Annotated in this window: 13 protein-coding genes and 1 tRNA gene; 4 read left to right on the plus strand and 10 right to left on the minus strand. The window is 53.5% G+C overall.

Annotation, left to right across the window (positions count from 1 at the left end; genetic code table 11):
- Window positions 1-424: 424 nt before the first annotated feature.
- Both ACP15L_RS15945 and ACP15L_RS15950 read right to left on the minus strand, forming a co-directional pair.
- Window positions 425-1,189 (minus strand): hypothetical protein, encoded by a 765-nt coding sequence (locus ACP15L_RS15945; RefSeq protein ID WP_425084941.1) that lies wholly within the window; start codon window positions 1,187-1,189, stop codon window positions 425-427.
- Window positions 1,105-1,599, minus strand: coding sequence for a hypothetical protein (locus tag ACP15L_RS15950; RefSeq protein ID WP_425084942.1), 495 nt, complete (start codon window positions 1,597-1,599; stop codon window positions 1,105-1,107). The genes ACP15L_RS15945 and ACP15L_RS15950 overlap by 85 nt, the downstream gene beginning before the upstream one ends.
- A 310-nt stretch (window positions 1,600-1,909) precedes the next feature.
- On the opposite strand from ACP15L_RS15950, the gene ACP15L_RS15955 reads away from it, so the two are divergent.
- From ACP15L_RS15955 to ACP15L_RS15965, 3 genes are all read left to right on the plus strand, one after another.
- Window positions 1,910-2,113 carry a helix-turn-helix domain-containing protein gene (locus ACP15L_RS15955; RefSeq protein ID WP_058272705.1) on the plus strand — a complete coding sequence of 68 codons (204 nt, stop codon included), beginning with the start codon at window positions 1,910-1,912 and terminating at the stop codon, window positions 2,111-2,113.
- Window positions 2,113-2,439 (plus strand): helix-turn-helix domain-containing protein, encoded by a 327-nt coding sequence (locus tag ACP15L_RS15960; RefSeq protein WP_425084943.1) that lies wholly within the window; start codon window positions 2,113-2,115, stop codon window positions 2,437-2,439. Before ACP15L_RS15955 ends, ACP15L_RS15960 begins: the two co-directional genes overlap by 1 nt.
- A 138-nt stretch (window positions 2,440-2,577) precedes the next feature.
- Complete coding sequence (locus ACP15L_RS15965; protein ID WP_425084944.1) at window positions 2,578-3,000, plus strand: hypothetical protein; 423 nt, start codon at window positions 2,578-2,580, stop codon at window positions 2,998-3,000.
- Between the two features lie 675 nt (window positions 3,001-3,675).
- On the opposite strand, the gene ACP15L_RS15970 is transcribed toward ACP15L_RS15965, so the two are convergent.
- The 3 genes from ACP15L_RS15970 to ACP15L_RS15980 all read right to left on the minus strand — a co-directional run bounded on the left by ACP15L_RS15970 (window position 3,676) and on the right by ACP15L_RS15980 (window position 5,667).
- Window positions 3,676-3,963 (minus strand): hypothetical protein, encoded by a 288-nt coding sequence (locus ACP15L_RS15970; RefSeq protein ID WP_425084945.1) that lies wholly within the window; start codon window positions 3,961-3,963, stop codon window positions 3,676-3,678.
- A gap of 58 nt (window positions 3,964-4,021) precedes the next feature.
- Complete coding sequence (locus ACP15L_RS15975; RefSeq protein WP_425084946.1) at window positions 4,022-4,495, minus strand: hypothetical protein; 474 nt, start codon at window positions 4,493-4,495, stop codon at window positions 4,022-4,024.
- Window positions 4,496-4,797: 302 nt separating this feature from the next.
- Complete coding sequence (locus tag ACP15L_RS15980) at window positions 4,798-5,667, minus strand: hypothetical protein (protein ID WP_425084947.1); 870 nt, start codon at window positions 5,665-5,667, stop codon at window positions 4,798-4,800.
- Between the two features lie 337 nt (window positions 5,668-6,004).
- Here ACP15L_RS15980 and ACP15L_RS15985 point away from each other — a divergent pair, with 337 nt between their 5' ends.
- The gene (locus ACP15L_RS15985; protein ID WP_425084948.1) at window positions 6,005-7,087 is read left to right on the plus strand and encodes a hypothetical protein; all 1,083 of its coding nucleotides are present in this window, start codon (window positions 6,005-6,007) and stop codon (window positions 7,085-7,087) included.
- A gap of 145 nt (window positions 7,088-7,232) precedes the next feature.
- On the opposite strand, the gene ACP15L_RS15990 is transcribed toward ACP15L_RS15985, so the two are convergent.
- The 5 genes from ACP15L_RS15990 to ACP15L_RS16010 form a co-directional block, all read right to left on the minus strand.
- Window positions 7,233-7,913 carry a DUF6538 domain-containing protein gene (locus ACP15L_RS15990; RefSeq protein ID WP_425084949.1) on the minus strand — a complete coding sequence of 227 codons (681 nt, stop codon included), beginning with the start codon at window positions 7,911-7,913 and terminating at the stop codon, window positions 7,233-7,235.
- A gap of 33 nt (window positions 7,914-7,946) precedes the next feature.
- A tRNA-Thr gene (locus tag ACP15L_RS15995) sits at window positions 7,947-8,022 on the minus strand.
- 317 nt (window positions 8,023-8,339) lie between these two features.
- The gene (locus ACP15L_RS16000; RefSeq protein WP_425084950.1) at window positions 8,340-8,723 is read right to left on the minus strand and encodes an MAPEG family protein; all 384 of its coding nucleotides are present in this window, start codon (window positions 8,721-8,723) and stop codon (window positions 8,340-8,342) included.
- 73 nt (window positions 8,724-8,796) lie between these two features.
- Window positions 8,797-12,234 (minus strand): pyruvate carboxylase, encoded by a 3,438-nt coding sequence (locus ACP15L_RS16005; protein WP_425084951.1) that lies wholly within the window; start codon window positions 12,232-12,234, stop codon window positions 8,797-8,799.
- 146 nt (window positions 12,235-12,380) lie between these two features.
- Window positions 12,381-13,517: an alpha-hydroxy acid oxidase gene (locus tag ACP15L_RS16010; protein ID WP_425084952.1), complete on the minus strand. Its 1,137-nt coding sequence runs from the start codon at window positions 13,515-13,517 to the stop codon at window positions 12,381-12,383.
- Window positions 13,518-13,540: the final 23 nt, after the last annotated feature.

Genomic DNA, 13,540 nt, shown 5'->3' on the forward strand with positions numbered 1-13,540 from the left:
GTTTGGCTCCTCTTCCAGCAGACGAAAGCGCACTTATGTGCAAGACAATAATGAGAAACCGAAGGAAAATTTCACAACAAATTACTGGAATTGAAGCAAAATTTTGTAAACTTCTTTTCTTATCTCATTTGCTTTTGTAAAGATTTTGAGATTAAGCTATAATAATTTTTCATATTTCTGATAGTTATATGAAAAAAATTTTCCCTGCTTAGCGCTACAACAATAGTGCTGTAGACTCTGTTGGGCAATAACTTAGAGCTTAGAGCAGCTCGCAATTTCGAGGCAGTCTTGGTTGTTCCAATTTGGCGCAAGGCGCTCTCATGCACCCATCGGAGCCTGTTTTGCCAGATGTCCGGGTTGGGCTCTTTACAGCCGCTCGTCGAAACTTCGTGAAGGACGCATCGCGTGCTTACCGGCCGTTCGTCTAGTCGCTCACTCTTTTGAGAACTTGTTGATAGAACGCGACGTTCGCATCCACAGCAGTAGGCCATGCGATCCATTCTAAATCCAAACTCAGTGCTTCTGCCGGTACGATTTGTCTCGCTATCTCGGGGGGTGTAGTTTCGTCAGACGTTCCATTCTTCCAGTCGTGAAAGGCTGATGAGTATCGTACGACCGCTCCGCTAGCCGTCAATTCCAGCAACCCACCCTCGGCGTAAAACGTCAACCCATCGCCCATTTCTTCGCCTACGAGTTTGAGCCGCTTTCCCAATCGATGTTTAAGGATGGCTACAAACACTATCGCTGCGGAGAATGTGAATTTATCGACAATCACAACAACCTGACTACTCGCGCTTTGCGAGATCGCGTCGATCAATGGCATTGCTAGACAAAAGTCGCCACCAGTGTTTCCGCGAACGTCAATCAATAGTGTTTTGGTCAAGCCGGCGCACACACGTTCCACTGCGGCTGAGATTGCTTTGGGTAGCGCACTTTCATTCGGATCAAAGAAGCTTGGTAGCACTATTGATAGCCCAAGCTCTTGCCAGTCCTGTATTTCCACAAATGTTTTGGGCTCCCAAGCTGGATCAGCCTTGCCGTGCTCGTTTCTCGGGTAGAGTATCGATCCAGGAACTGTAAGTTCATTTGCCAGTTTCAGATTCGCTATCTGACCGTTTTCGTCCTGTACACGATATTCGGTCGCTTTACCGTATGACAAAAAACCAAACGGGCCAAAGCGTACGGCCACGCATAAAGGATCGGACCGATGACCCCCTTCCTTTGGCGAGTTCCCGCCAGAAAATTCTTTGCTGCGGCTTCAATCTGGCTCAAAGCTGCACCGTTGATTGCTATCAATTTTCCTCGCGGTGCAATTACCCCCGGTGCTGCCCCGAAAACTTGCACAGAACGCCCCACGCTCACAAACCTCAGCGGCAGCACCGAGATCGCATCATTCGGGATCAGCCTTGTGTGCCCATTTTGAGGGAGCGCCAATAGGCGCATCGCGGACATCAGGAAGGCTTCGACGGAGCCGTCCCAGGCGTATCGCTGGGTTTCGCTAATGCAGCTATCTATCACGGCCTTATCGATCCGACGAAAGCTGGGATCGATTGGCAGAGCAGTTTCTAGAATTTGCTGCAGGTCTTTCGTCAGTGACATGATTCACAGTGCGCATAGCCTTTCGTCAATGTCCAGATTGGGCTCGAAGCCGTCTTCCAGGCATTTTTGATTAACGTCAGCTTTCGGGTCATTTGCAGCCGCTGACTCCCTGCGATTTGGGTGGCAAGGTTACGCATTTTGCGGATGGGTCACACCTTTCTGATTCAAGTCACATAATTTCAATGATTTAGCCCTGGCATGTGTCACGCCTTTATTGGCGGCGCCCTCAGATTTTAGAGATCCGAACCCTCACTTGTTCAACAGAAGCGGACCGAACTTCCTCGTGCCGCAGTGAGCAATTGAGGTTGATATGCCCAAGTTGACACAAGATCAGCTGGCGGAACGCTGGCACATGTCGCCGCGGACGCTGGAGCAGTGGCGCTGGCTCGGAAAGGGCCCTAGGTTTTTGAAGATCGGCGCACGCGTTTTATACGATGAAGGCGTGATCGAAGCCTTTGAGGAGGCGCAGGTCTGCCAGAATACATGCGGACCGATTTCCGGGGAGGGTGTGTAATGGCAAAGTCCTTTCCCTCACACAAAGTCAAATCGCACCTTGTCTATAAGGCCTGGGAGGTGGCGGACGTTTTAGGATGTCATCGCCAAACCGTCATTCGCTGGATTGGGAACAACGGACTTGCGGCCGATACCAGCAGCAAACCGTGGTTGATCGAAGGACATGTGCTCAAGGACTTCCTCGGACAAAGACAACGCAAGGCGCGGTGCAAGCTGGCATTGCATCACTGCTACTGCCTCAGTTGCAGAGGTCCGCGTGAACCTGACGGCAAGATTGCGGGTTATGTCCAGGAAACAGCTTCCAGCGGCCGCCTAACAGCCCTCTGATCATACCCTTTGCTTTTCTTGCGATCATTGTAATAAAAAATGAACTTCAAGCCCATGAAAAATAAGATTGTTTTTCATTATCCATTAAGTGGGGCGACTGACTTTTGCGCAGTGCGACAACTGTAAAACTGTCGTAGAATGACCCAAAAAAAAAAGGAGACAGTTGCAGTGACGCCCGAACAAGAAGCCAGAGTTAACGACGCGTTGTTACTACAGGCGCAAGGTGGCGACGCCGATGCTGCCCGCACTCTATTCAACGAAAAGTCTAAGCGTATTCGTCCTGTTCGGTTCAGTGAGTGCAATACGCTGGAGCAGCTAAAAACAGCGTTCGAAGACTATATGGCCCAAGCTGACGTTACGAAGGCGGAGTCCGAGCATGCGGTCAAAGCGTTTGACCGTCTTTTCAAGCTCATGGTCGCACAAGAAGAAGCAGAGATTCTACGCGGGAAGCAGCTGGGCCAAGTGTCTGGCTTAATGTTGGTTCCTGTAGCTTCGATTGCAGATTGGGAAACGGAAGCCGAGCGCTCGCAAGCTATCCTAAAGCTTCAAGCGCGGAATTGAGGCGCCGCGAAGACGCCACTGAGAGTGTTACTCGCCTTTCCTTCCAATTTACCCAGACGAAGTAACCAGACGCGAGATAATGAAGCCAGCTTTTAGGCCTAACTATAGGCAGATCGCTCCCGGTGGTTGAAAGCACATATTTAGATCACAACACATAATGGAAGCTTTCGCACTCGACAGCGAAATTAAGGAATCACCTATGTTTGAGGTTGTTCAGCACCTTGTTTTCTCAACTCCTTTGGAGTTTTACACAGCTTTCATTGCGACATTTGGTGTTGCATTTGGGTGTAGCCCATGTCCCCCTCAAGCCGAAAGAATGGCAAAGCATATGAAGGGCTGTGGGTAATTGTGCGCTGGGCTGAACCCCAAGAGGACTTAAAGGATCGTTTAGCAAAGTCGGTTGAGAGGTAGTCGTCTTCGAGCCAATCTTTGATAGCGTTTTCGATGACCCTGAGTTCACCTTGGGTCGGCAAGCGTCCCGTTGGATGACCGTATCTACGATTTCGCTGATAGTGACCCCGGCAATAACTGGACAAGTTGTGGCGTTTGTTTTTGCAGCCTACGACTGAACACTTTCGATCCTTGTTTGCACGTTCTTGAGCAACACGCCGTTGCCTGAGTGCCTCGCGTGAAGCTGCGCTACCTCTTCCTGCCGGGATGGTAGACAAAGGCAGCTTAGCCACTCCCGGTACCGTCCTTGAGCAACAGCGAGTTAACCCTGACTTTACCGCTTCTGAGGCGTTGCAAGGCTTCTGGGATCACAACGACCCCGACAGAGGCTAAGGCTTTGCGTCCCTCGCTACCCTCAGGGTATACAAAGGACTTCATTGCGACACGCCAGAAGTTCTGGGACAGGTTCAGGTCATTGCGGACTTGAAGCGGATGATAGGGACCGGCTTTCGCCAGCGAAAAATATTCAACCAGCAATGGGATGATGGTCGCGTATTTTGAGACATACTCCATAGGTAATTTCCAATTTTCTAAATGTCTTAGTTGAATGTGGATGAGGTCCGGAATTGCCTCACTGATTTACAGAGTCGAGAATTTGGGTTGGAATCTTGTCTTCCCAAAGCCAACTCAGAAAGAGGTTTCGCATCCTGCGGCTGGGCAGGTACAGCGTGATAGGTTTCTTGTCCCTGATCCGAGACCGCCAAACCCACTGGATCAATTCTGTGAGTGCGTAGTCGTCTTGGCTGACTGATCCAGCCCCGAGAAAACTCAAGATGTTTGAATTGATGTACTGGTTGTAGAGGTAAATCAGGTGGGTGGCGTTCTTGTAGTCGTTTGTTCCCCGTGTCGTGTTGGGTAACCAATGAATAGGACCGCCACGGCCTTGAAGCCTTGAACCTTTGGCATAGGGGCCAGGTTGATACCTACCCATTTCGACGCCATCTGAACTGACCTTCGGACTCTTTCCCCCGACAAACCATTTGTTCTTCGGGCAGGTCAACAGAATGTTCTCTAATGGTACACCTCTCAGTGGACGTCTGGCCATCGAACAAAGTACCTTGTCTGCTCGCTGGCTTTGAATGAGTTAAACAGGCGTGCATCTTACTGTGTCTGGTTTCGTGCGATCCTGATCTCGTGATTATCGATCAAGAGGAACTGGCCTATGACTTACTTATCCGCAGTTGAGATTTGCGGCGTCGCCCACCGCCCGACTTACGACCGTTGGGTCATCAGCTTTCTCGGTACAACACTCTAACTGGACCTGTCGAAGTTACTGTGGATTTTCCATAGTGCTCCGACAAGTCAATCAATTTGATAAGTCACTCAAAATGTCGTTGACCAACTTAATCACTGACAGGCCTCAGTGGCGTCGTCCAGTGCCTTCACTGCAAAAACCGCGCTGGCAAAGCACCCAAACCCCAAGCTTGCTGCGCATGCCCCGATCCCAAATGCGATACTAGCACCAGCCCACCCTGCTTCAGATGCGCAATCGTCACTGGCTTGCGTTTGTGGCTGGCTGCCGAGCAGCCTATCTTCCAATCGACTCAAAGCCTCGCTTTGTCGTTGAATATTATTCAACATGCCATCCACGCTCGGAACGTTTCCAGACTGGGCTTCGATTGCAAGATGGCAGAGAGCATTCTCGGCAATTTGGCGTCCTTGGGATATCCAAGGCGAAGTTACAATTCGGTGAACGTCAATATTTGCTTGATTGGCTGATTGCTTGGCTCGTTGATACAGTATTTCGTCAACACGTCGGAGTTGATCGAGCGCCTTTCTTCCAGCCGACAATACATCTTGGACATCTGCATATTGTTTTTTGCCACACCCGCAATCGCCACCACCACGGGGATTCTGCAAAAAGTGCTCAATGGAAACTCGCGAGTCTCCTTCGACAACGATCATTGTATTTCTGTGGACCACAATTTGATCAATAGTTTCGTCAGCCTCGCTGCGAAACTTGGATTGCTCTGATTTGACCACTGAATTGTGCGGGATCCAGACTATTGGCCCAGTGCATGGGCACGGGTTGTTGGGCGAGTCTTGCACACAAAAACACCACAAGATCGGGAAATGAGTCTCCCATAAACCTCGGCCGAGGCTGCTACGTTTGTTTGATGACCCCTCTTTAATTCGTTGGCCAAATATTGTTACGCCAGCTGCAGCTTCGACTAAATTGCGTGCCTCATTAATGCTCAGGCTTTTCCCTTTGCTCATAGTTTTTCTCCAAAAAGTTCATTGAAAATATGTCCAGACGTTAACATAAAATGCCCTAAATTTCTACTTTCACGCGATTTCATACTGACACCCGAGAGCTCATAAAGAACCCAATGACCCGCCGCGGTAAGAACTCAAATACAGCGGAGTAAGCATCGCGTCGCAGTATCTGTTCACTCAGCTTGGTCTATTGGTAACCGTATTAACGCTCATGACGCGAGTTGCCGTGCCAACCAGATACCAACGCTCCTGGATCGTCGTGAGCATCATCGGTTGTGTCCTTGGTTTGGAAAAGTTCCGATTTGAGGTATGCTTACGTTATTTGTGAGGATGATTGATGGCGGATATTTCTACTTCACATCTTCTGCCGCTTTGTCATTGTGTGATCGGCAAGTCGGCGGATACAGCGAGCGCAGCATCAAATGGTTCGCAATTCGATCTCGTGAATTTCGTTTCGACAATAGCTTGGCCGGTGGTCGCCCTCATATTGTTGTTGGCCTACAGAGATCAGATTTCATCAATTGCAAAACGTACGCTTCCCAATGTCACAAGGGTATCTTTTGGAAGCTTCGCCCTGGAGCTTTCGGAATCTAAGGCCCAAGAAGCGAAAATACAGTACTCAGACAATAGAATGGACTACAGAAAAAGCGGCACTGCCGCCCATGTTATTGACTCTACTTCAGCAATGTTCCGCGAGCAATTGGAGGCCTCTGACAAGGCAGACTACGCCGTTGTCGACCTTGGGCGAGGAAACGAATGGCTGGACTCACGATTGTTCATTTTATCGGTCTTGATGGCAGAATTGCGCGGGATCAGGGCGATCGTGTTTTTAGAATCTGTGACTGATGCGCGACGCAGCTTTGTGGGCGTCGCAGATGCAGGTGCAGTATATCGAAACCTAGGAGCTAAACTTCCCTGGCTTGAAGAGGCTTACCGCAGAGCCATGACAACGATTCCAGAGAAAAGCTTGCTTGAAGTCTTTGCCGCACAACAGGTCCTAAGCAACTATTTGACTCTTCTTCAGAAGCAACAGGGGATAGCCAACCTTGTGGGTAACCCGCCACTCTCTGGCGGAACCGTATTCTCTCCGGAGGACTTTGAGGACGAAGATGGGGTACTAGTTTCAGACCCAGACGATCCTCCCGTCATGGTCGAACATGCCAGTTGGTTAAATGGTGATCGATTGGAAAGTCTTCTTGGCGATGATCTTGATACGTCCTCAATTCGCAAGTCGGAGTTAAGGGGTTTGTCTGAACGCGAAAAGGTCGGAACGATATTGAGTGAGCCTGGTCCATTTATCGCGATCACAAGAAGAGACAACCGCCTGGAAGATCTCATAGTTCGTAAGCGCCTGATGGATCACGTGTGCGATCATTTTTTGAATGAACAAGATGGCGCTCAAAGCGATAATGGTAGCTAGTTCTCCGAACGAAATTCGAACCAGCGAAGCAGAGCCTTCGGCTTATCGCCTGTATCTCCGCCTATAGGGCTTGGTAGCCATTGTGCCGGTGCTCAAATCCGAAATCCGGGGATCCGCAGACAGTTTCCGCAAACCATACGTTTAGCTACGCGGCAACACATACCTTATCCGGATCAATCTCCAACAAGGTTTCACGCCCTAACACATCCTTCTTTTTCTGCCCCGCCACACGTCGCAGAAGCGACGAAAAGGGATTGCGAACATCGGGATCAACCAAACCCCAGTGATCCAAGACACGCCAGTAGGACGCTAGGCAGCATTGGTAGGACTGTAATGAACGCGCCGAGAGAAGTTCTCCGGTCCTCTCGGAAGGCGTTCTTTTGAGATGCTCCATGAACCTCAGAGCAAGCTCTCGGTTGATCTGCGTCACCTCAACGTTCCCGGTGTAGACCTCAAGGGTCTCAAGGTGTTGCCGATACCTTGCCTTCGTTGCGTTCTTGATTCCATCGGCCCCAGCCAACCACCGGTGCGCTGTTTCGCTGATGGTTGCCCCTTGTTTTGCAGGCCGTCGTTTGTTTGTTTCGCCAACGGTAGGGGTGACGTCCCCCTCACTTATAGACGACACTATTTTGGCGATGGCTTCCTTATGAAGCACCAAGGCCTCCGCCAAGTCCTGTGTTCCAAGTCCTCTGACTATCTCTTTCTTACCGAGAATCAGTTGGTATTCGGTCGGAACTGCGACTCTAACGGCGTAACCTTTTCCCCTCTTAAAGAGGCCTTTGGTTAACCGTAAATCCATATCAAAAGGCTCCACTTCCAGTTGCATGAACCCGAAAAACCACTTGAAAACATTAGGTTATGGTGCCCCCACACGGACTCGAACCGCGGACCTACTGATTACAAATCAGTTGCTCTACCAGCTGAGCTATAGGGGCACTTTTTCAACTTGGTCCTTCAGTGCAAAGCCAGATCTTTTTGTTCAGATCAAGCCACGAAAGGCTAAGTTTCAAAAGTTAGGGCGCTACCTTGAACACTTTGGTCTATGTTCGTTAGGCAACGGCCAACTGGATGAGCAGGCGTATATGGCAAAAATTTTTGGCCCGCAACCCGCTAATTTACTCAGTTTGTAACGTTGTTCCTACGCTCTGATTTCAACTGGAGGCGGCCAATGGAACCGTTGGCATCCTTCCGTCGTAGCTTGATCGCTTCGGGTCGAAAAATATAGGCTTTCGCCAAAAAACGGATGCTTGGCTCAAAGCGCCAACACGAGGTTCGCAATTGCCGCAACGAGGATAGCTGTGAAGGTCAGGACCATCCCGATCTGGCGCAGAATCACGATCTGCGGGCTGCGGCCAAAGCCGTAGGCGTGCAGCAGGCGACCGCTCAACAGACAGATGCCCAATAGGTTTAGCATCAGCGCCCCAGCGCCCTGAAGTTCGACCAGGGTGATCAGCAGCAGGGCAAAAGGCGTGTATTCGATGAAATTGGAATGCGTCCGTATAACCTTAAGCATGTCCGGCTTGCCACCATCGCCATAGGAGACCTTGTCACTGCGGCGCTGGCTGATGACCATAAAGCTCAGCACAATGTAAAGGATCGCCAACAAAGAGGCGTAGACTGGGGTGATGGACAGCATCGTGTTCCTCCTGAGTATGAAAAAGGCCGCCCGGTTCCCCGAGCGGCCCTTGTGCTTTTGAAAACTAAACTGGTTATTCCAGTTCGACCAGCAGGTCCTTTGCGTCAATTTGGCCGCCGGGTTGGACATGAACGCTAGCGACGACCGCGTCGCGTTCGGCGTGGATGCCGGTTTCCATCTTCATCGCCTCGATGGTCAGCAGGAGATCGCCTTCCTTGACTTCCTGGCCTGCGGTGACCGCAACGGTCGCCACAACACCCGGCATCGGCGCGCCGATGTGGTTGGCATTGCCGACCTCGGCCTTCGGGCGGGCCTGCGTGGTGGCCGTTACAAGGCGGTTGGGCACCCGAATGACGCGGGGCTGGCCGTTGAGTTCGAAGAACACTTTGACCTCGCCTTTCTCATCGGTCTCACCGATAGCCTGACAACGGATTTCCAGCGTCTTGCCCGGATCAATCTCGGCAGTGATCTCTTCGCCCGGCTCCATTCCGTAGAAGAAGGTGCGTGTCGGCAGGGTGCGCACAGGACCATAGGTGCGGTGACGGCCCATATAGTCGAGGAACACCTTCGGATACATCAGGTAGCCGTTCAGATCCTCGTCATCGACCTCTTTGCCATCCAGCTGCTTGGACAGGTCGGCGCGGGTGGCCTCCAGATCGACGGCGGGTACGTTCCTGCCCGGGCGCTCGGTATTGGGGGCCTCATCCTTGAGGACCTTCTGAAGGATCGCAGGCGGGAAGCCGCCCGGAGGCTGGCCCAGGTTGCCGCGCATCATGTCCACGACCGAGTCGGGGAAGGCCACATCGGTTGTTGGGCTTTCCACTTCTTCGCGTGTCAGGCCCTGGCTGACCATCATCAGCGCCATGTCACCGACAACCTTGGATGAAGGCGTCACCTTCACGATGTCGCCAAACATCTGGTTCACGTCAGCATAGGTCTGGGCGACCTCGTGCCAGCGCTCTTCCAGCCCCAGAGAACGGGCTTGCGCCTTGAGGTTGGTGAACTGACCGCCTGGCATCTCGTGCAGATACACCTCAGAAGCCGGAGCCTGCAGGCTGGATTCAAAGGCCGCGTACTGGCCACGCACGGCTTCGAAGTAGTCGCTGATCTCACGGATCGATTTGATGTCCAGGCCGGTATCCCGCTCAGTATGGCGCAGCGCTTCGACCACAGTGCCCAGAGTGGCCTGTGACGTGTTGCCCGAGAAGCTGTCCATTGCGCAATCTACCGCGTCGACGCCGGCCTCAGACGCCGCAAGAATGGTGGCGCTGGCGATGCCTGCGGTGTCATGTGTGTGGAAGTGGATCGGCAGGCCGACCTCTTCCTTCAGCGCGCGGATCAGAATCTTGGCCGAGGCCGGTTTCAACAGACCTGCCATGTCTTTCAGGCCAAGAATATGCGCCCCTGCATCGCGCAGCTCTTTCGCCATGCCGACATAGTATTTCAGATCGTATTTAGAGCGATCCGGGTCCAGAATGTCGCCAGTATAGCAAACGGTGCCTTCACAGATCTTGCCGCTTTCAACGACCGCATCCATCGCCACGCGCATGTTTTCAACCCAGTTGAGCGAGTCGAACACGCGGAACACATCAATCCCTTGCGAGGCCTGGCGCACGAACTCCTGCACCACATTGTCTGGGTAGTTGGTATAGCCAACACCGTTAGCGCCGCGAAGCAGCATCTGCGTCATCAGGTTCGGCATCCCCTCGCGCAGGTCACGCAGGCGCTGCCAAGGGCACTCCTGCAGGAAGCGATAGGCCACATCGAACGTCGCGCCACCCCAGCATTCCACCGAGAACAGCTGCGGCAGGTTCGCGGCATAGCTGGGCGCGACCTTGATCATGTCGATCGAGCGCATTCGTGTCGCCAGCAGCGACTGGTGACCATCCCGCATCGTAGTGTCGGTGATCAGTAGCTGACGCTGGGCTTTCATCCAGTCGGCCACGGCTTGCGGGCCCTTTTGCTCCAGCAGGTTGCGGGTCCCCATCTGAGGCTCGGCTTTCTGGGCAGGGGCTTTTGCTTCTTTCAAATCAGCACGCGGCTCGGGGCGATCCTTGGTTTCGGGATGGCCGTTGACGGTGATGTCCGCGATATAGGTCAGAACCTTGGTACCCCGGTCACGGCGCTTTTTGAAGGCGAACAGGTCTGCCGTCTCGTCGATGAACTTGGTGGTGTATTCATTCGACAGGAAGGTCGGGTGCTTCAGCAGGTTCTCCACAAATGCGATGTTGGTAGAGACGCCGCGCACGCGGAATTCACGCAGGGCGCGGTCCATCCGGGCAATCGCTTTTTCGGGCGTCGGTGCCCAAGCGGTGACCTTCGTCAGCAGCGAGTCATAGTAGCGCGTGATTACGCCGCCCGCATAAGCGGTGCCGCCGTCCAGACGGATCCCCATACCTGTGGCCGAGCGATAGGCGGTGATGCGGCCATAGTCCGGGATGAAGTTGTTCAGCGGGTCTTCGGTGGTCACACGGGTCTGCAGTGCGTGGCCATTCAGGCGGATCTCATCCTGATTAGCTTTGCCAGTGGCCTCGGCCAGCGTCTTGCCCTCGGCGATCAGGATCTGAGCCTGCACGATGTCGATGCCGGTGACCTCTTCGGTGACGGTGTGTTCCACCTGAACGCGAGGGTTCACTTCGATGAAGTAGAACTTGCCGGTGTTCATATCCATCAGGAATTCGACGGTGCCTGCGCATTCATAGTTCACATGGGCGCAGATACGGCGGCCCAGTTCACAAATCTCGGCGCGTTGTTCTTCGGTCAGATAGGGGGCAGGGGCGCGCTCAACGACCTTCTGGTTCCGGCGCTGGACCGAGCAGTCACGTTCATACAGGTGGTAGATCTCACCATGCTTGTCACCAAGGATCTGAACCTCGACGTGACGGGCACGGGTGATCATCTTTTCCAGATAGCCTTCGCCATTGCCAAATGCGGCCTCGGCTTCGCGGCGGCCTTCCAGAACTTTCTCTTCCAGCTCATCCTCGGACAGAATCGGGCGCATGCCGCGTCCACCGCCGCCCCAGCTGGCCTTTAACATCAAAGGGTAGCCGATCTCGACCGCCTCTTTCTTGATCGCGGCCATGTCATCGCCCAGAACTTCGGTGGCGGGAATAACCGGCACGTCGGCGGCGATGGCAACCTTGCGGGCACTGGCCTTGTCGCCTAGGGCGCGCATGGTTTCGGCCTTAGGGCCGATGAACGTGATGCCGTTCTGAACACAGGCATCCACGAAGTCCGGGTTCTCGGATAGCAGACCGTAACCAGGGTGGATAGCGTCCGCACCCGATTCCTTGGCAACGCGGATGATCTCGTCAATCGACAGATATGCCGCGACAGGGCCAAGACCTTCGCCAATTCGGTAGGCTTCGTCCGCCTTGAAGCGGTGCAGGCCTAACTTGTCTTCTTCGGCAAAGACCGCAACGGTGCGTTTACCCATCTCGTTGGCTGCGCGCATCACGCGAATGGCAATCTCGCCGCGATTGGCGATCAGGATCTTCTTGAAATCGGTCATTTTGGGTCCCGGTCTTGGTGTTTCGGCCGTGTTCATAGGCGGAGAATACGCGCAGGTGTATCAGTGGTTCTGGGTATAACCGGCATGTTAACGCTCGCAAACGGCCATTGTTCGCGCGTTTCTTGTAGCGTTGCTGCGCCGCAGCATCAATCTTCGTGATGAATCGTCTTGATTTGGGTCAGGTCGGCAAGGCCCATCTGTCCCATATTTGCGAGCATATCCTGCCGTAACAGATCAATCACATGAGCTGGCCCTTTGGGGCCAAGTGCCGCCAGGCCATACAAAAAGGCCCGTCCAAGCATGACGAAATCTGCCCCCTTGGACAAAGCGCGAAGGATGTCCAACCCGCCTTCGACGCCGCTGTCGAAGATCAGAGGCAGTCCGGTGGCGCTGCGAATCTCCGGTAGAACTTCGATGCTGGCGGGGGCACCGTCAAATTGACGGCCTCCGTGGTTCGAGACCCAAAGCGCGTCCACCCCGGCTTCCTCAAGCATTTCGGCATCGTCTGGGCACATGATTCCCTTGATTACGAAGGGCCCATCCCACTGATCGCGCAACCGTTTGACGTATTCCATGTCCGGTGACGTGCGCAGCAAGTATCCGACATGGGCCGTGAGCGGCATCGATATTGTGTTGTCGATGTACTTGTCCAACGTGCGCATTTTGGGCATGCCCTGTCGCAGCATCCCAAACGCCCAAGCGGGGCGCCGCGCGACTTGGGCCAACAATCTCGGCGTCAGCCTTGGCGGATGGGTCAGCCCTGAACGTGTCTGACGCTCTCTGCGGGACGCGAAAGGAACATCTGCCGTCAGGACTAACGTTTTAAATCCAGCCTGTCGGGCGCGGGCCAGAAAATCTGCTCGAATCTCGGGGTCCCTAGGCGGGTAAAGCTGGAACCAGGCGTTTTTACCCAGATGAGGGGCCAGATCCTCCGGGGATTGGCTGGCTACCGTTGACAATGTGTAGGGCAGAGAGGCCTGCGCCGCCGCACGCGCCAAAATGCCCTCTGCGTCCGGCCAGATCAGACCCGACATGCCGATCGGCGCGATTCCGAAAGGAAGTGGGCAGTCCTGCCCCAGAAAGCGCTTGCTGGTGTCGTATTCCAGTTCACCTTTTAGAATCGCGGGGAGTAGCCGCACCGAGTCCAATGCCGTTCGGTTTCGAAGCATGGCCGTTTCGGTCCCTGTTCCGCTTTCGGTATACTCCCAAACAAAATGCGGAAGCCGTCGTCGGGCGCGGCGTTTCAGGTCGGCGATGCCGGGATAGGTGCTGTGCAGGTCCATGGCGTTTGATCCAACCTGCGCTG

Source organism: Ruegeria profundi (genome assembly GCF_049800715.1).
In the GTDB taxonomy this organism is placed as follows: Bacteria; Pseudomonadota; Alphaproteobacteria; order Rhodobacterales; family Rhodobacteraceae; genus Ruegeria; species Ruegeria profundi_A.